An 18,467-nucleotide genomic window follows, 5' to 3' on the forward strand; every position below is an offset into this window, starting at 1 on the left:
GTTCTTAAATTTGCATAAGGAATGGTATTGCCAATGCCAGGCAACATCTTACATGTGACATCCTATACTCGAAGAATGAATGACGGGATTACTCAACCCTTTCTTTGCGGCTGCGATGATGGTAATTCCTATATCGTTAAAGGGCGTCCCAAGCTGCCTAAGACTGAATTAGCGGCCGAATGGATCTCAGCTTCGTTGGCCCATGCGATAGGTTTGCAAATTCCAGAGCATCGCATTGTTGATGTCGATTCTGAGCTGATAGAGTTTATGCCCGATCTGCGTGGACAGTTAGACCCTGGTCTGGCATTTGCCACTTCTTATGTTGATGGAGCTTCAACAATAAACCTCCAGCAAGCTAGAACATCAGTCAGCGTAAGCGATCAAAAGAAAATTTACTTTTTTGACCGTTGGATTTTGAACACTGACAGGTCTTTGACCGAGCATGGTGGGAATGTCAACATCATCTTTAATGCCTTTAACAATAGGCATTACCTGATTGACCACAACCTTGCTTTCGATCAATCTGTAACTCTTGATGATTACGATGTTCACGTTTACTCACCAAGCAGAAGGCCCTGGACATATGACCTTGTTGATTATGAGGAACTACAGGACATATCTGTAGATGCGTTCAACACGTTAGATTCCATTATCGATGAAATCCCGATAAGTTGGCTTTATGAAGATGAAATGGAAAATAGTGCGTTTTTCGACCAAGTCAGAGGCACTCTCGCGAAGATAACTGAACGTGAATTTTGGAGTAGTATGATATGACCACCCCATGCCTATACAGCATAATTAGGTATGCCCCATATGCGGAAACTGAAGAGTTTGCTAATGTGGGCGTGGTTTTGTGCGCTCCTAAAAAGAACTTTTTTTGTTATCACCTTACACAAAGCAACAACGCCAGAATCAAGAATTTCTTTAAAGATGACATCATATTCCCGTGCGCGAAAGATGCCATTGCTAGGGAACTGAGCTTTGCACAAGAACAAGCTACAACATTACATTCACCTGAGAGATTAGCAAATTTCTTTAACTATCTGATTGCTAAAAAGGAATCTGTTATTCATTTCAGCCCTTCCAGGGTGATAATGTCTGAAGATCCAGAAATTTTAGCCTTAAATTTATTTAACAAATTTGTTAACCATTCTGAGGTTACGAAAGAGTCTCGCGAGTTAATTTTAACGCGTGAACTTAAGAGCCGATTCTCTCATTACAATGATTTGAAGAATGCTCTTAAAAAAGAGACACTTGGCGGAGATCTTACCAAATTTACAATACCATTTGTTGCCAAACAAGCAGGTGAAGTAGTTTGCGCGATTAAGCCAATAACTTTTACCCAAGAGAAGCCTGAAAAAATGATGGAGCATTGTGATTCTTGGACTGCTAAGATTCTCAGAGCTGCGAGTGAGCGTGTTCTGCAATTATCTGACGTACTATTCACAATAGATCCACCAGTTGCTCCTAGCTCATTAGAAGCCAAGGCAATGCAGGAAATAAGAAAAACATTCGAAATCAACGAGATAAATTACGTTGATTACAGAGATGAAAGCTCAATCGTTTCCTTTGCAAGACAGGCAATTTGAAATCAACCCGGCCATAGCGCCGGGTTTTTTCTAACCTTCATGCACTGCCCATATCAAACCCCAACACCATACTTTTCGATCCCGACCTTAGCGTCGGGATTTTTTTGTCTGCGATTCGTCAATCACCTCACAAAAGCTGTTATATAAACCGGAGATTTATATCAGATATAAAGCCTATGTTGACATGCATATAAACCAGTGATTTAATCAATATCACCAAGACGCACTACGAACCACCAAGGCAGGACGCCCACGGAGTAGCCGCCGACGGCATACGAACAGTCGGATGAGGTGGAGAGATTAACGCGCATCAGGTGTAAACGTTCCGCTGGCCGGCGATAAGGCAAACGAGGGTGAGAATGATTGATTTCGCACGCAAACCAGGACGGCAGCAGGCTGTAAAGCTGAACTTCTTCGAGGTGATTATTCGCCGCTTGTGCTACCTGCTGGCGCAAAAGGGGAATCCAGATGTGTAACTCAACGAAATGCGGGTACTGCGGCAAGCCGGTTGAACCGGAGGAAGTAGCCAAAAGTACCCTTCTCTATCGCAACGGCGCGCAGCTGGCGCGCAAAGAAAAAGAATACTGCTCTGAACGTTGTGCTTCGTACGACCAGATGGCCCACGAGGCATAACGTAAAAGCCGCGCAAGGCGGCCCGTACGTCCGGTGCTCCCGACCAAAGTTACACCGGAAAACTACTTAAAAAACCAAAGTTCACCCAATGGGCGCTATCTCTGGCCCGGGGATCTTACATCCAAATAAAGAGGATCTCACATGGAATTTTTCTATGTAGTTAAGGCTACGCAGAAATCTGGCAAAGAAGACGCAGTGATTTGGTTCACTGCTAAATCAGAAGCCCGTGCAAACCTGCAGCTCGATGTTGAGCTGGAAGATGCAGGTATTGAAACCGGTCGCGGTAAGGATTATGCAAAACCTGTTCGCACCGATTTTCCGGTGTTTAACGACCTGCCGGAAGAAAGTGCAGTGGATTACACCTGGTGCAAACGCTACGAGCTGCAGGACGATGGGCGCACCTGGCAGCCAAAGGCTGGTGCTGAGTCTACTGCCGCCATGGACAACACTGCCGCACCGGAAACGTCCGTTAATGTCGAAACTACCGTCGAGAGTGTCCCGCTTGAAAACCGCACTCCAGCGGTCCGTTTTGCCGTCCACCTGACCAGCGACAAATACCAATCACACATCTCTAAAGAGCAGCAGCTGGCTGCCAGCGAAATGTCACTGGATGAAGGTAACACTTATCTCCAGAACCTGCTGCAGGCGAAGAACGACATCCCTGGAATTGCCGAACTGAGCCTGAACGCTGAGTGGAAACTCGTTCAGGCGATAAAGCAGGTCTTCGCGCCAGATGAAGCGCACGAAACTGAAATTATCGCTGCATTCATGGCTGACTGGGCGAGAGCAGATGCCGGCGACCGCAATCAGTTAGTTGAAGAGTGGAGAAGCGGAAAGCTTGCTCTTCTCAAATCAGAAAGCACCAGCGGCGCCGACGTTACAACCGTTCAGGTTCTGGAACCTGATAACGGTATCCAGATTGACGAGAATGATGACGAAACCACTCGTTATCCAGTCGTGCGTATGCCGTTCCGGAAGCAGCTACTCGCCCAGTTCACCGCCAACGAACTGCGCCACCACTTAACCCGCGAAGAATACGAAGGTATCTGCGCGCTGGAAATGGACACTGACAACAGCTATGTCCAGAACCTGCTGTTGGCGGCAGAAAACTGCGAAGAGGTTAAGGGTTACGATACTAAAGACCTGTGGCGCTACACCGACGCCATTCGCAAGGTGTTCAGCCAGGAGAAGCGTCACGAACTCGCTTTGGTTCTCCGTTTCACCAGAATCTGGGCGGCGACTGATTATATCGATCGCGGCATTCTCGTTCGCGAATGGGCTACCGGTAATCGCATCAGTAATATTCAGCGCACTGATTCTGGGACCAATGCAGACGGTGGCTATGTGACGGATCGCGGCGAAGGCGCGCACCACACTCTGGACACTCTCGATCTTGAGATCGCCTGTGCACTGCTGCCTATGGATTTCCATCACTTTGAAATTCCCTCAAGCGTTTTACGTCGCGCCAAAGAAATCGTGGCGAAGAAAGAAGAACCATGGAAATCATGGAGCGCCATCCTGCGTAATCAGCCCGGCGTACTGGCGGTGAACCGTGCGGCAATCTTCAATCTGATCCGCATCGCACCAGAAAACATTCATAACACGCCAGCGGCACATCTTGAGTTTGTGAATAAAACCATGACGGCTGAGTTTAACTCTGCTGTGGAGTTGCTGCCGCTGTCTACTCCGGCTGTTGAGACCGAAGCACCTGTTGAACAATCGCAGGTTGAAAATCTCGGCAGCGGCATGTTCTCCATCGATGACCCTATGGGTGGAAATACCGAACCGGTCGTCGATACCTCCTCAAATGAAGTCGAAAAAACGGAAAACGCAGCGGAGACCACCAGCGATGTGCAGATGGAAGCGGCTAAGCCAGAGAAAGACGAAGATGTTGGTTCGGTACCACCGGGCGAAAGCACTGATGCAGCTAATTCGCAGACAGATTCCATAGCGCCAGAAGAGGAACAGTCAGAGCCAGTAATCGAATACCCTGCTTACTTCGAGCCTGGCCGCTACGAAGGTCTGCCGAATGATGTTTATCACGCAGCAAACGGTATTAGCTCAACCCAGGTAAAAGATGCCCGCGTCAGCCTGATGTACTTCAACGCGCGCCATGTGGCTAAAACCATCCCGCGCACAACATCCAAAGTGCTGGACATGGGGAACCTGGTGCATGCCCTTGCATTGCAGCCGGAAAACCTCGAAGCAGAGTTCAGCGTAGAACCAGAGATCCCGGAGGGTGCTTTCACCACCACCGCAACTTTGCGTGAGTTTATCGACGCGTACAACGCCAGCCTGCCGGCACTACTAAGCGCTGACGAGATCAAAGCGTTGCTTGAAGAACATAATGCATCCCTTCCCGCTCCAGTGCCGCTTGGCGCGAGCCTGGAAGAAACTGGTCAAAGCTATATGGCTCTCCCTGTTGCGTACCAGCGTATTGAAGAAGGCCAGAAGCAGACAGCAACGGCGATGAAGGCATGCATTAAAGAGTACAACGCCACCCTGCCCGTATCGGTTAAAACCAGCGGCAGCCGTGATGTGTTACTCGAGCAATTAGCGATCATCAATCCTGATTTGGTCGCACAGGAAGCGCAGAAACCGACGCCGCTGAAAGTGTCCGGCACCAAAGCAGACATGATCCAGGCGGTTAAATCAGTTAAGCCCGATGCCGTGTTCGCAGACGAGCTGCTGGATGCCTGGCGCGACAACCCTGGCGAAAAGAATCTGGTTACCCGCCAGCAGCTGGCCACAGCGCGGGCAATTCAGTCCGCACTACTGGCGCACCCGACCGCGGGCATGCTGCTGACACATCCAAGCCGCGCCGTTGAAGTGAGCTATTTCGGTTTCGACGACGAAACCGGATTAGAAGTGCGTGTACGCCCTGACCTCGAGATTGAACTGGACGGCGTGCGCATCGGTGCTGACCTGAAAACCATCAGCATGTGGAATGTGAAGCAGGAAAGCCTGCGCGCAAGGCTGCACCGGGAAATCATTGATCGGGACTACCACCTCAGTGCGGCTATGTATTGCGAGACCGCGGCGCTGGATCAGTTCTTCTGGATTTTCGTCAACAAAGACGAGAACTACCACTGGATCGCCATCATCGAGGCGTCCACCGAACTGCTTGAACTGGGCATGCTCGAGTACCGCAAAACGATGCGCGCCATCGCAACCGGATTCGACACGGGCGAATGGCCAGCGCCGATCACTACCGATTACACCGATGAACTGAACGACTTCGACCTGCGCCGCCTCGAAGCACTGCGCGCTCAGGCTTAAGGGGGATTTATGCATAACACTAACGTTACCGTTGCTGACCAGAACACCGTTATTAACTCCAACGTGGCTTTGTTCGATTCCCAGTATCTGAACGCCATCAGCACATTTGCGCAGATCATGGCGCAGGGCACTGCCACTGTTCCTAAACATCTGCAGGGCAACCAGGCCGACTGCATGGCTGTAGCGATGCAAGCGGCACAGTGGCAGATGAATCCCTTTGCCGTGGCCCAAAAGACGCACCTGATTAACGGTGTGCTCGGGTATGAAGCGCAGTTGGTTAATGCAGTCATTTCGCGCAGCGGCGTGCTGGCCAGCCGTTTTGAATATGAGTGGTACGGGCCATGGGAAAAGGTCGTTGGAAAATTCCATATCCGTAAAGGAGACAAAGGCGAGTACCGCGTCCCGGGCTGGACCCTGGCTGACGAAGCCGGGATCGGCATCATTATCCGCGCAACCCTGAAAGGTGAGGATCAGCCAAGAGAACTCGATTTGCTGCTGGCTCAGGCCCGTACCCGAAACTCTACCCTGTGGGCAGACGATCCTCGCCAGCAGCTGGCTTACCTGGCCGTCAAACGCTGGGCGAGACTGTTCTGCCCGGATGTAATTCTGGGAGTTTATACCCCGGATGAACTGGATGATCGCCGTGAAGAACGAGAGGTAAATCCAGCACCGGCGCAGCACGTAAGCCTTGCAGATATTTCAGGTGACAACGTCACTACTACTCAAACGGCTCAGGAATCAGCTCAAAACATCGATGCACTTGCTGATGATTTCCGTGATCGCATCGAGGCGGCTCAGGATGTGGATAGCGCTAAAGCTCTGCGCGCAGATATTGAAACCGTGAAAGTAACGCTGGGTTCTGCCCTGTTCACTGAGCTGAAAAACAAGGCTGTGAAACGTTATTACCTGGTTGATGCACGGAACAAAGTCGAAGCAGCCATCAATTCCTTGCCACCTTCAGATGAGCCCGATGCAGCTGAGCGGTTCGCAGAAGTAGAGCGCGTTCTTGCATCGTCGAAACGCCATCTGGGCGACGAACTGCATGGTCAGTTCAGCATCACCCTGGCGGATATGAAACCGGAATACGTGGACTAACGAGATCGGGAGGGGAAACCCTCCCTCAAGGAGAAGAAATGCGACTGATTAATCGAGGCAGTAAGCAATCCCCTTTAGCTCGCCAGGCATGTGAAATCGCACTCGCAGCCCACCAGCAAAGATATGGTGACTATGGGCGCAGCAATATGAAAGAGACCTATACGGTGAAAGTGGAAGGCGTGAAGGTCTGGGTTGAAGTGGTCAACTGCAAGGCAAGCTACGTGGCCACAGCAATGACCGGCATGCGCCGACTGCGCTCCCTGCCCGGCCAGGCAAACTGAAACTGAAATATCAACGACTACAGACCGGCATATCTATACTCATGCCGGTTACCTGAGGTGAACTATGTCGCAGGTAATTTTTAACGAAGAATGGGTTGTTGGCGCAAGACTCACAGAAAAAACAGGCCTGACCGAACGACAGATTGAGAAGTATCGCCAGGGCTGTTGGGTGGAAGGTGTCCATTTTAAACGGGTTTCTCCTTCCGGAGAAAAAACCTTGCGTGGCACAACCTGGTACAACTATCCGAGAATTAATCAGTTAATAAGGGATGCGTAAGATGGCAGCTTTGCCTACAGGTGTCGAAATCAGAAACAATAAGATTTGTATCTGGTTTATGTACCGGGGAAAGCGTTGCCGAGAAATCCTCAAAGGTTGGATTAACACCCCGGCGAACATCAAAAAAGCCGGGAATCTTCGGGCTGTGATCGTTAGTGAGATCAACCTTGGAGAGTTTGATTACCACCAGCGCTTTCCTTCATCGTCCAGAGCAAAAAAAACCGTAACCACTGTTTCAGTTCAAACCTTTTCAGAGCTGTGCGAACTGTGGACGAGCATTAAAGAAACCGAAATTAGCGCGAATACCATGCGTAAGACGCGCTCACAACTCGGTACGTTAATGCACATCATTAACGGAGATACGCCTGTTTCAACTATACGCCACAGCGACATTCTTAAATACAGAAAGGAGCTGTTGAACGGTGAGACACTTTACCTGGCAAATCCCAGAAGTAACAAACAGGGACGCACTGTGCGTACCGTGAACAACTATATATCGCTTCTTTGCTCCCTTCTTCGGTTTGCACACAAATCAGGCTTTATCAGTGGCAAACCCTTTGAAGGGATCAAGAAACTACACAAAGGGAAAGTAAAACCGGATCCTTTAACGAAGCAGGAGTTTAGTTTGCTTGCGGAATCGGAGCGTGGCCAAAGCCTCAATATGTGGACGTTCGCAGTTTATACTGGTGTCCGTCATGGAGAGCTTGCAGCTCTTGCCTGGGAAGATATCGACTGGGAAAAAGGTACGGCTCATATACAGCGTAACCTTAATGCGCTAGGAATGTTCGTCCCACCCAAAACCGATGCAGGTGATCGAGTTATCACGCTATTAGAGCCAGCACTAGAGGCCTTGAAGGCACAGCGAACGCTGACTTCGTTACAGCCCAAAACCGAGATTGTGTTTCATCACCGAGAGTATGGTGCGATGGAATATCAGAACCTGCGGTTTGTTTTCATGCCCAGGATGCGCAAGGGCATACAGAAGGCCTACTACTCTTTATCGAGTATCGGCTCCAGATTTAACGCAGCTGTAAAACGTGCTGGTATTCGCCGCCGGAATCCGTACCATACGCGGCATACTTTTGCCTGCTGGCTTTTATCTGCCGGCGCTAACCCGTCTTTCATAGCCAGCCAGATGGGGCATGAAAACGCGCAAATGGTTTATGAAGTCTACGGTGCGTGGATTGAAGAAATGAATGGCGAACAGGTGCTGATGCTTAACGATAAGCTGGCACGCTGAAAAATTTTTGCCCCTATTATGCCCCTATTGGCTCCGAAGGTAGTAATAAATGCAAGAAAATCAAGAGATTAACAAAAAAGAGCAATACAACCTCAACAAACTGCAAAAGCGACTGCGCCGTAACGTGGGCGAAGCCATTGCAGACTTCAACATGATTGAAGAAGGCGACCGCATCATGGTTTGCCTGTCAGGGGGTAAAGACAGCTATACCATGCTGGAGATCCTGCGTAATCTCCAGCAAAGTGCGCCGGTAAATTTTTCCCTGGTGGCGGTCAACCTTGACCAGAAACAGCCGGGTTTCCCGGAGCACATTCTGCCGGAATACCTCGAAAAGCTGGGCGTTGAGTACAAAATCGTCGAAGAGAATACCTACGGCATTGTGAAAGAGAAAATCCCGGAGGGGAAAACCACCTGCTCACTCTGCTCTCGCCTGCGCCGCGGCATTCTGTATCGTACCGCGACGGAGCTGGGCGCGACCAAAATTGCGCTGGGCCATCACCGCGACGATATCCTGCAAACGCTGTTCCTGAACATGTTCTACGGCGGCAAGATGAAAGGCATGCCGCCTAAGCTGATGAGCGATGACGGCAAGCACATTGTGATCCGCCCTCTCGCCTACTGCCGCGAAAAAGACATTGAACGTTTTTCTCAGGCGAAAGCGTTCCCGATCATTCCATGTAACCTGTGCGGCTCTCAGCCGAACCTGCAGCGTCAGGTAATTGGTGACATGCTGCGCGACTGGGATAAGCGTTATCCGGGTCGTATCGAAACCATGTTCAGCGCGATGCAGAATGTCGTCCCTTCCCATCTCGCGGATGTGGAGCTGTTCGACTTTAAAGGCATCAACCACGAGTCAGAAGTTGTGAATGGCGGGGACCTGGCGTTCGATCGGGAAGATATTCCCATGCAGCCAGCGGGCTGGCAGCCGGAAGAAGATGACAGTCAGTTTGAAGAGCTGCGTCTGAACGTGCTTGAAGTGAAGTAAACGATTAGCGTCTCAGAAAAACCGTCTGAGACGCTTCATTCTTTATTTCAGCAGACGTACGCGACAGCTTTTACCCTTAATTTTCCCGTTTTGCAGCTGCTTCCATGCCTTATGAGCAACCTTCTGGCGAACCGCGACATATACATGCGCCGGATGGACCGCAATCTTACCGATATCCGCCCCGTCCAGCCCCACATCTCCGGTCAGCGCGCCTAATACGTCACCTGGACGCATCTTAGCTTTTTTACCGCCATCAATGCACAGCGTCGCCATTTCAGCCTCCAGCGGCACAAGGCTAACGCCGGCCGGTGCATTCACCCAGTTCAGCTTAATCTGCAGCATCTCAGAAAGAATATTGGCGCGCTGCGCCTCTTCAGGTGCGCAGAAGCTGATGGCCAGTCCGCTGTTTCCCGCGCGCGCGGTACGGCCAATACGGTGCACGTGTACTTCAGGATCCCATGCCAGCTCAAAGTTCACCACCAGCTCAAGCGATTTGATATCCAGACCGCGTGCAGCGACGTCGGTTGCGACAAGAACTCGGGCGCTGCCGTTAGCGAAACGAATCAGCGTCTGATCGCGATCGCGCTGTTCCAGATCGCCATGCAGCGACAATGCGCTCTGACCGGCGGCATTCAGAGCATCACAGACCGACTGACAGTCTTTTTTGGTATTACAGAACACCACGCAGGACCCAGGCTGATGCTGGCTCAGCAATTTCTGCAGGAGCGGGATTTTACCCTGCTGAGAGGTTTCAAAGAACTGCTGCTCGATGGCGGGCAGCGCATCAACGCTGTCGATTTCAATGGTGAGTGGATTTTTCTGCACGCGACCACTGATGGCGGCGATGGCTTCGGGCCAGGTCGCAGAGAACAGCAGCGTCTGACGATCGGACGGTGCGAAACGGATCACCTCGTCAATCGCATCGCTGAAGCCCATATCCAGCATCCGATCGGCCTCATCCATGACCAGCGTTTGTAACGCATCCAGCGAGACGGTGCCTTTTTGCAGGTGATCCAGCAGGCGTCCGGGCGTGGCGACAATAATGTGCGGCGCATGCTGGAGTGAATCACGCTGGGCGCCGAACGGCTGTCCGCCACAGAGGGTTAAAATCTTGGTGTTGGACAGGAAACGCGCCAGGCGACGCAGTTCACCCGCGACCTGGTCTGCCAGTTCGCGGGTCGGGCACAGCACCAGAGACTGGGTCTGAAAAAGCGCCGCATCGATATGCTGCAACAGGCCAAGGCCAAATGCCGCCGTTTTCCCGCTGCCCGTTTTCGCCTGTACGCGTACGTCACGGCCCTCGAGGATGGCGGGCAACGCGGCCGCCTGAACAGACGTCATCGTGAGGTATCCCAACTCGTTGAGGTTAGCGAGTTGGGCGTCGGGCAGAACATTCAGGGTAGAAAAAGCGGTCACAATTGTCTCTCGTGGTGATCTTAGCGGTCAGATGGCGCGTATCCTCGCAGATCTCGCGGTCCGATGCGACAATTTAATCGGTTCTTCATCGGGCGGCGGGTCGGGCATTGGCTGCGGACGCGGTATGGGATCGGGCATGGGCACCGGATCGGTGGGGATGGGATCGGATTGACGTGAATGTTGCAGTAGCAGAGCGTAAAGGATGCTCATCATTCCCTCCAGAATTGGCTGTCATCCCTTTTAGGGTAGACGCTGAGAATCAGGAGGCAAAAAAAAGCCGACTATGAAGTCGGCGTCGTACGAATCAATTGTGCTATGCAGTAATTCAAAAAAGGAAGTAAGACAATATGGAGCGCAACGCCCATCGCTTGACGTTGCATTCACCTGCGGGAGTAATATTGCACCTTACGGGGTAGATGTTTATTGACTTTGCTCAATTAAAAGAGCGTTTTAATCCCGGAAAAAGAGGAAAAAAGCGTAAATTTACAGCCATTTACTACGATGCAACCACCATGCAACACCCCCAATCAAAACAACTAACATCACGCAAAAGGCCGTAAAGCCGTAGCGATAAGCGCCCCCCGGAATACCGCCCAGGTTGACGCCAAACAACCCGGTCAGAAACGTGCTCGGTAAAAACACCATCGCCATCAGGGACATCGTATAGGTTCTTCTCGCCAGAGATTCCTGCATTACCTGCGCGATTTCGTCCGCCATCACCGCCGTTCTGGCAATACAGGAATCTATTTCATCCAACCCGCGGCCCAGCCTGTCGGCAATATCCTGCATTCTGCGTCGCTGATCGTCATTCATCCAGGCGAGCCTTTCGCTGGCAAGGCGCGCATAAACGTCGCGCTGCGGCGTCATATAGCGGCGCATCACAATCAGCTGCTTACGCAGCAAGGCCAGAAAACCGCGCGGCGGGATCTGCTGATCGAGAAGGTTATCTTCCAGGTCGATGATTTTGTCGTGCAGCTCTTCGATGAACTCACTCGCGTGATCGGTAAGCGCGTCGCACACGTCCACCAGCCAGCTGCCGCAGTCGGTTGGCCCGGTGCCCTCTTTCAGATCGTTGACGATGTCATCCAGCGCCAGAACTTTTCGCTGCCGGGTAGACACAATCAGCCCATCGTCCATGTAGACACGCATCGCAACCAGCTGATCCGGACGTTCATCCGTGCTGCCGTTAATGCAGCGCAGGGTGATCAGCGTCCCGTCCCCCATTCGGCTCACGCGGGGCCGCAGGCTTTCACCCGCCAGCGCATCGCGCACGTTATTAGGCAGGAGTGGAGTCGAGGCCAGCCAGTCAGCGCTGTCCGTATGGGTGTAGTTCAGATGTAGCCAGCAGGGATGCGCGCTATCGATCGCATCATTGTCTTCCAGCGGTCGCGCACCGCCGCGACCGTCCAGCACCCACGCAAAAACTGCGTCTGGAACGTTAAGTTCAGATCCTTTAATGATTTCCACAGCGCCTCCGCCTTTTTAGCTCTTTCGGTGTCAGTCTAGCCTCCATCAGGGCTTAATCAACAACTATGTTTTCCATCGCGCTGAAATCGCTCAGGAAATGAACATGCTGGCAAGAGGCAAAAAAAAGCCTGGCACGCCAGGCTTTGAGGTTTAATCAGAGAGAGTGTTCTGGCCGGTGGAGGAAGGATGGCGAGCCGCCAGGTAATGAGGAAGAAGAGTTCTGATCAAGTCTGAAATTGCGCGTTCTGGCCTGCAGCTCAATCACCTGATTACGCAGTACATCAGAAGAGCCATTGAGTTCCTCTGCCATTGCCACGTTACTTTGCGTGACCCGCTCCAGCTCAGATAGCGCCAGGGTAATCTGAGAAATACCTTTCTCCTGCTCTGACGTCGACGCGGAAATTTCGTCCATTAAGCGGCTGACATTCCCCGAACCCGTTACGATTTCATGCATATTTTTCTCTGCCTGTGACACAACGCTGGCTCCCTGCGTGACGTTACTGCTGGTGACTTCAATCAGCGTTTTGATATTCTTCGCGGCCTCTGCGCTGCGGTGTGCCAGGTTTCTTACCTCTTCCGCGACCACAGAAAAACCCTTGCCATGATCGCCCGCCCTTGCCGCCTCAACGGCCGCGTTGAGCGCAAGAATATTCGTCTGGAACGCAATACCGTCAATGAGCGAAATAATCTCCGTCATCTGCTGCGCACATTCGGTAATGGACTGCATATTGCTGGCGACCTGTCCCATCAGCTCACCGCCTTTGCGCGCCTGCAGCGTCGCCACATTTGCCTGCTCGCTCGCCAGACGCGTGTTATCGGCATTGTTTTTGGTGCTCGCGGCCATTTGCTCCATGCTGGCTGCGGTTTGCACTAATGATGCAGACTGCTGCTCGGTTTTCACCGAAAGCTGAGCGCTACGTTGCGAGAGTTGATCCGATAAGGTCATGGCGGTTTGCGATGACGCCCTGATCTCACGTACAAGCGTCGCAATATTACCGGAAAGGCTATTGATCCCGGGGATGAGTCGGCCCGCACAGTTATTGCCAAATTCAGGGATAGATACACCAAGGTTGCCTGCTGTCACCTCTTCAATACTTTTCTTCACCGTATTGATCGGCGTCACAAGATACTTCGTCATGTAGACCCAGAGCAAAAATAGTGCAACGAAATTGATGGCATTAAGCGAAATAAAGAGAGAGGGATTGCTGGAAAATAGAACAACGACACCTGCACTTACCAAAAAAAGAGATAAAAGGAACCCGATAATAAAGGTCCTGACACTAATATTTTTTAGCATGATAATACCCACGTTTTATATTTAAGTCGGCACTTAGACTTATAGCATTGGCCCAGAAGTTTTTCATCGCAAACAACGCTTGTTTTTTGTTTCGCCGTTAGCATCCTGAGATTTACCTTAAGTCAGATTAAAAGAGCGTATTAGTAAAAATGTTCTACTCAGCATGCTGCAATACTGGTTTCCAGCCATGTTAAGCGATAGTATCGCCCGCGGTGAGACGATACGATCGCACTCATATTTAAGGAGCTTTGCTACTGTTATTCGTTCTTGTTTAGCAATGCTTAATACATTAACAAAAAGAATATATTTTATATTCTTGATGAGTTTTAGAGTATTAATATGACTGGTCATTATTCACGATAAATAACTAATATGGTTTGAATGCGCATGTTCGTTGCCCGATAAAGATGTACCCGGCAGGCGAAATCGGTAACCCTCTCAGGCGTGGGATTGCATAATGCTCAATATATCGTGGGACCCTGTGTTAATCGCTATCTCTTATCTGGTGGCGTTTATTGCCTCATTTGTGGCGCTGGACAGCGCCGGAAAGATCCCTCTCTCCAGCCGAAAGGCTGCACTCTTCTGGCGGATTGCCGGTGGGGTCACGCTGGGTATTGGCATCTGGTCGATGCACTTTATCGGCATGCTGTCGATGCAAATGCCCATGATGATGAGCTACGACCTCTGGTTAACCCTTGCGTCACTGGGCGTCGCGGTGATTGCGTCGACAACGGCGCTTAATATTGCCGTCACGGGTAAAAAACTTTCCCCTTTTCGACTGATCTTTGCCACGACGCTCCTGAGCGCTGGCGTGGTGTCTATGCACTATATCGGTATGGCAGCCCTGATGCTGGATGGCAGCATCATCTGGGATCGACGCATTGTGGGGTTATCCGTGGTCATTGCCGTTGTTGCCTCAGGTACGGCGCTGTGGCTGGCTTTCCGACTGCGCGATAAACATAAATGCGTCTTTATCGATCGAATTATCGCGGCCTTCGTTATGGCTGCCGCGATTTGTGCGATGCATTATACCGGCATGAGCGCCGCGCAATTTCAGGAAATGGCGCATGCCGTCCCCGGAGGGATCGGCGAGCTGGGTTTATCCATCTGGGTTTCAGTCACCACGCTCTGCCTGCTCGGCGTGATGTTAATCATTTCACTTATCGATTCTCACCGGCGCACCAGCCGGCTGACGGATAATCTGCAGCAGCTCAACCGTCAGCTAGAGCTGCAGGCGCGTTTTGACGCACTCACCGGGCTCGCAAACCGCCACCAGATGGATCTCCGCATGCAGGACTGTCTGCGCAGCGCGCTGCTGAGCAAGAAGCCATTTGCGGTTATTTTCCTGAACGTCGATCACTTCAAACGCGTTAACGATACGTGGGGTCACAGCGTCGGTGATGAGTTATTGATCGCTGTCGCCCAGCGCATCACGGCAAGGCTCACGCGTGAGATGACCCTGGCAAGACTGGGAGGAGACGCCTTTATCCTGCTGGTGCCTGAATGTGATGACGACAAGCTCAGCGCCCTGCTCACCGCGTTGCTCGAAGATGTACGACGCCCTCTGTCGATATGCGGGCATACGTTAAGCACGACCATCAGCGCGGGCGTCAGCCTCTATCCTCAGGATGGCGAAACGCTGCATGAGCTGAAACTCAAGGCGGATGCAGCTTTACACCGCGTCAAGGAAGATGGCCGTAACGGCTGGGCGATTTACCGGGCCGAGATGTCAACAGCGATCCCGGCGAACCCCGGCTTTCTGCAGGAACTCTCGCAGGCGCTTGAACGGGATCAGTTTGAACTCTGGTATCAGCCAACCTGGCATGCGGGAGAGAAAACGATTCATGGTTTTGAAGCCCTTCTGCGCTGGCGACATCCAGAGCAAGGCGTTGTATTGCCCAATCTGTTTATCCCCTCGCTGGAACAAACAGGTTTAATTATTCCGGTAGGTAACTGGGCCATTGAAGCGGCATGCCGACAGCTTCATTTCTGGACTGAACAAGGGTTCAGCCAGTGGACATTGTCGCTCAACCTATCCCCCGTTCAGTTCGAACAGCCGGACATTTTCCAGATCATCTCGTCGATGCTGGAAAAATATAACCTGCCTCCGTCCCGTCTGATCCTGGAGGTAACGGAAAGCACCGCGCTTAAAAATCTCGACCGCAGCATTGAGTTGCTTAACGCGTTTAATCATGCGGGGATCGTCGTCTCGATTGATGATTTTGGTACGGGCTATTCCAACCTGCTGATGCTTAGCGTGCTTCCCGCAAAAGAACTCAAGATCGACAGAAGCTTTGTCACATCGATGCTGGGAAATGAAAAAAGCTACAAGCTGGTCGAGACCATAATCAGTATCGCCCGGACCATGGAGATGAATGTGGTGGCAGAAGGGATCGAGACGGAAGAACAGCAGGCGGTCCTCACCCGTCTCGGCTGCGATTACCTGCAGGGGTATCTTTTCTCCCGGCCCTTACCTGCCGAACAGGTACCGTGGCTACTGCTGCAGATAAACTCAGACAAACAGATTATCCCCATTAATAAAATTCAAACGGACCCCGCATTTATTTCACAAAAAAATCATGCCTGACGGGGTTAAGTGGAGTATGTTTCAAAGGAGTACACGCGAGTCAATTCTGGCATGATTGTCAGGCACATGTTGTCGATGAACAGGAAACGCCTATGTCGCAACCTTGTTTTGATGCGTTGAATGTAATTAAAACACCCGTGTGGCTCGTTTCACCCGTGTCGGAAAAGATCATTTTTGCGAATGTGGCAGCAAGGCAGCTCATGGGGGATAAAACCCTCGAGGACCTGCGCAAAGGGATCTATTCTGCCAGGGCGCAAACCCTCCTGACGATGTATGTACCTGAACTGAAAACAGAGCAGGAGATCGTCGAAATCTGGACGGCTAGCCGGGATGGACAGGACACGCCGTTAAGCTGTCGGCTCTCGCTCGCCCACTACGCTCCCTGGGGAGATGTGATTGTTTTCGAAGGCATCTCCCAACAAATGCTCTCAGGATTGAAGGCAAGCCGTTCCGCCACCTATCGACGGAAAAAACAGGGTTTCTATGCGCGCTTTTTTCTGACCAACAGCGCCCCGATGCTGTTAATCGATCCGGCCCGCGACGGGCAAATTGTCGATGCAAATCTGGCCGCACTCAATTTTTATGGTTACTCACATGATGACATGTGCAGTAAGCATACCTGGGAAATCAATACGCTGGGGCGAGATGTGATGCCCATTATGACTGCGATTGCCGCGCTGCCCGGTGGTCATAAGCCGCTCAATTTTATTCACCGCCTTGCCGATGGAACCACCCGCCACGTTCAGACGTATGCCGGGCCCATTGAGATTTACGGCGACAAGCTGATGCTGTGCATCATCCACGATATCACCGAGCAAAAAAGGCTGGAGCAGGAGCTGGAACATGCCGCGTTACGTGACTCCATGACGGGACTACTCAACCGGCGCCAGTTCTACGCAATTACCGATCAAAGCAACCGGAATAAACTTCCTGCGCAGCAGCAATTTAGCCTGCTGCTGGTGGATACCGACCATTTCAAAAACATTAATGACCTGTTCGGTCATCTGAAAGGCGATGAGGTGCTTATCGCCCTTTCCCGAACGCTGGAAGCCTGTAGTCGGGAGGGCGACATGGTGTTCCGCTGGGGTGGCGAAGAGTTCGTTATCCTGCTGCCGCGTACCTCTCTCGATACCGCCCTGCAGATTGCCGAGTTAATCCGTGCAGCCGTTGCACGCATCACGATTCCGGGCTTGCCGCGGTTTACCGTCAGCATTGGGGTGGCGCGGCACAATCAGGGAGAGAGTATTGACGAGCTGTTTAAGCGTGTGGACGATGCCCTGTATCGCGCTAAAAATGACGGGCGCAATAAAGTCCTTGCTGCATGAAACTGGAGTATCCGGAAAAGCCCCGCTACAATGCCCACCTCGAATCAATTAGCTTCAGGTGGGTAAAAGCAGCAATGGGAAAAACTGAAATAATACTCACCTTTATTATTTTGCTCCTTATTATATTTGGCTTCTGGTTTATTTTTAGCGGTGAGATCTGGTATCTCGTAGAATTCCTTGAAAATAGCCTTTACCCGACCTTCGACGCACTGTAACGCACGTTTAATCGCTTGTTTCACCTACCGAATATGTCAGGTATCTGCTTGTCTTACTGCCGCGTAAAATATACGGCGTTATCCTCCAACAACGTTGATAACGAATCATTTATTCATTTGCTTATGTTGCCCGTGCTCTGACGGGCTTTTTTATTTCCGGCAATTCAGCCATGCCAGGCTATATCTTAATCATCTTTATTGAAAAAGGTGAGGAATGATGAGCAAGAAGATCCTGATGCTGGTTGGCGATTACGCCGAAGATTACGAAACCATGGTGCCTTTTCAGGCTTTGCAGATGATTGGCCATCAGGTTGATGCGGTCTGCCCCGACAAACCGAAAGGCGACTACATCATGACGGCAATCCATGATTTTGACGGTGCCCAGACCTACAGCGAAAAACCCGGTCACCGCTTTACCCTCAACGCCGATTTTTCAACCGTAAAGGAGCAGGATTACGACGCGCTGCTCATCCCCGGCGGGAGAGCCCCCGAGTATCTGCGGCTAAATGAGGACGTGTTAAAGCTGGTACAGGCATTTGACGCCGCGCGTAAGCCGATTGCTGCGGTGTGCCACGGCCCGCAGCTGCTTGCTGCCGCGGGCATTCTGAAAGGACGAACCTGTAGCGCCTACCCGGCCTGCGCACCTGAAGTACGTCTCGCGGGTGGACACTACGCCACTATCGGCATCGATCAGGCCCATGTAGACGGCAACCTGGTGACGGCTCCCGCCTGGCCTGCGCATCCGCAGTGGCTGGCGAAGTTTAGTGAGTTGTTAGAATAG

The 18,467-nt window shown here is 51.5% G+C and carries 17 protein-coding genes and 1 pseudogene; 14 read left to right on the forward strand and 4 right to left on the reverse strand.

What is annotated here, in order from left to right:
* Positions 1-33 precede the first annotated feature (33 nt).
* The 10 genes and pseudogenes from ELK40_RS12525 to ttcA all read left to right on the forward strand — a co-directional run bounded on the left by ELK40_RS12525 (position 34) and on the right by ttcA (position 9,379).
* The gene (locus tag ELK40_RS12525) at positions 34-774 is read left to right on the forward strand and encodes a HipA family kinase (RefSeq protein WP_127731192.1); all 741 of its coding nucleotides are present in this window, start codon (positions 34-36) and stop codon (positions 772-774) included.
* Positions 771-1,589, forward strand: a complete 819-nt coding sequence (locus ELK40_RS12530) for a DUF3037 domain-containing protein (protein WP_127731194.1) — start codon at positions 771-773, stop codon at positions 1,587-1,589. The genes ELK40_RS12525 and ELK40_RS12530 overlap by 4 nt, the downstream gene beginning before the upstream one ends.
* 320 nt (positions 1,590-1,909) lie before the next feature.
* Positions 1,910-2,065 (forward strand): annotated as a pseudogene (locus ELK40_RS22875) (hypothetical protein); the annotation flags it as partial.
* Positions 2,058-2,222, forward strand: coding sequence for a YdaE family protein (locus tag ELK40_RS22710; RefSeq protein ID WP_164850627.1), 165 nt, complete (start codon positions 2,058-2,060; stop codon positions 2,220-2,222). The pseudogene ELK40_RS22875 and the gene ELK40_RS22710, both read left to right, overlap by 8 nt.
* Before the next feature lie 141 nt (positions 2,223-2,363).
* On the forward strand, positions 2,364-5,501 hold the full coding sequence (locus ELK40_RS12535; protein ID WP_127731196.1) for a RecE family exodeoxyribonuclease: 3,138 nt from the start codon (positions 2,364-2,366) through the stop codon (positions 5,499-5,501).
* Positions 5,502-5,510: 9 nt separating this feature from the next.
* Positions 5,511-6,596 carry a RecT family recombinase gene (locus tag ELK40_RS12540; RefSeq protein ID WP_127731198.1) on the forward strand — a complete coding sequence of 362 codons (1,086 nt, stop codon included), beginning with the start codon at positions 5,511-5,513 and terminating at the stop codon, positions 6,594-6,596.
* Between the two features lie 38 nt (positions 6,597-6,634).
* Positions 6,635-6,877: a DUF4060 family protein gene (locus ELK40_RS12545; RefSeq protein WP_126328689.1), complete on the forward strand. Its 243-nt coding sequence runs from the start codon at positions 6,635-6,637 to the stop codon at positions 6,875-6,877.
* 64 nt (positions 6,878-6,941) lie between these two features.
* A complete protein-coding gene (gene xisR / locus ELK40_RS12550) occupies positions 6,942-7,154 on the forward strand; it encodes an excisionase family protein (RefSeq protein WP_014884030.1) in 213 nt (70 codons plus the stop codon).
* Between the two features lies 1 nt (position 7,155).
* Positions 7,156-8,394 carry a site-specific integrase gene (locus ELK40_RS12555; RefSeq protein ID WP_063149584.1) on the forward strand — a complete coding sequence of 413 codons (1,239 nt, stop codon included), beginning with the start codon at positions 7,156-7,158 and terminating at the stop codon, positions 8,392-8,394.
* Between the two features lie 49 nt (positions 8,395-8,443).
* The gene (gene ttcA, locus ELK40_RS12560) at positions 8,444-9,379 is read left to right on the forward strand and encodes a tRNA 2-thiocytidine(32) synthetase TtcA (protein ID WP_127731200.1); all 936 of its coding nucleotides are present in this window, start codon (positions 8,444-8,446) and stop codon (positions 9,377-9,379) included.
* A gap of 42 nt (positions 9,380-9,421) precedes the next feature.
* On the opposite strand, the gene dbpA is transcribed toward ttcA, so the two are convergent.
* From dbpA to ELK40_RS12580, 4 genes are all read right to left on the reverse strand, one after another.
* Positions 9,422-10,795 (reverse strand): ATP-dependent RNA helicase DbpA, encoded by a 1,374-nt coding sequence (dbpA, locus tag ELK40_RS12565; RefSeq protein WP_127731202.1) that lies wholly within the window; start codon positions 10,793-10,795, stop codon positions 9,422-9,424.
* A 27-nt stretch (positions 10,796-10,822) separates the two neighbouring features.
* Positions 10,823-10,987: a hypothetical protein gene (locus ELK40_RS22880; protein WP_320718313.1), complete on the reverse strand. Its 165-nt coding sequence runs from the start codon at positions 10,985-10,987 to the stop codon at positions 10,823-10,825.
* A 291-nt stretch (positions 10,988-11,278) separates the two neighbouring features.
* Positions 11,279-12,262 carry a zinc transporter ZntB gene (gene zntB / locus ELK40_RS12575; protein ID WP_127731204.1) on the reverse strand — a complete coding sequence of 328 codons (984 nt, stop codon included), beginning with the start codon at positions 12,260-12,262 and terminating at the stop codon, positions 11,279-11,281.
* 154 nt (positions 12,263-12,416) lie between these two features.
* Complete coding sequence (locus tag ELK40_RS12580) at positions 12,417-13,559, reverse strand: methyl-accepting chemotaxis protein (RefSeq protein ID WP_127731206.1); 1,143 nt, start codon at positions 13,557-13,559, stop codon at positions 12,417-12,419.
* Between the two features lie 457 nt (positions 13,560-14,016).
* Here ELK40_RS12580 and ELK40_RS12585 point away from each other — a divergent pair, with 457 nt between their 5' ends.
* From ELK40_RS12585 to ELK40_RS12600, 4 genes are all read left to right on the forward strand, one after another.
* Complete coding sequence (locus ELK40_RS12585) at positions 14,017-16,146, forward strand: bifunctional diguanylate cyclase/phosphodiesterase (protein WP_127731208.1); 2,130 nt, start codon at positions 14,017-14,019, stop codon at positions 16,144-16,146.
* A gap of 92 nt (positions 16,147-16,238) precedes the next feature.
* The gene (locus ELK40_RS12590; RefSeq protein ID WP_115875325.1) at positions 16,239-17,471 is read left to right on the forward strand and encodes a sensor domain-containing diguanylate cyclase; all 1,233 of its coding nucleotides are present in this window, start codon (positions 16,239-16,241) and stop codon (positions 17,469-17,471) included.
* Between the two features lie 74 nt (positions 17,472-17,545).
* On the forward strand, positions 17,546-17,686 hold the full coding sequence (locus ELK40_RS22715) for an Ecr family regulatory small membrane protein (RefSeq protein WP_143345725.1): 141 nt from the start codon (positions 17,546-17,548) through the stop codon (positions 17,684-17,686).
* A gap of 217 nt (positions 17,687-17,903) precedes the next feature.
* Positions 17,904-18,467 (forward strand): DJ-1/PfpI family protein, encoded by a 564-nt coding sequence (locus ELK40_RS12600; protein WP_127732791.1) that lies wholly within the window; start codon positions 17,904-17,906, stop codon positions 18,465-18,467.

Origin of the sequence: Enterobacter sp. N18-03635, from assembly GCF_004006055.1 — a bacterium.
GTDB classification, from domain to species: Bacteria; Pseudomonadota; Gammaproteobacteria; order Enterobacterales; family Enterobacteriaceae; genus Enterobacter; species Enterobacter vonholyi.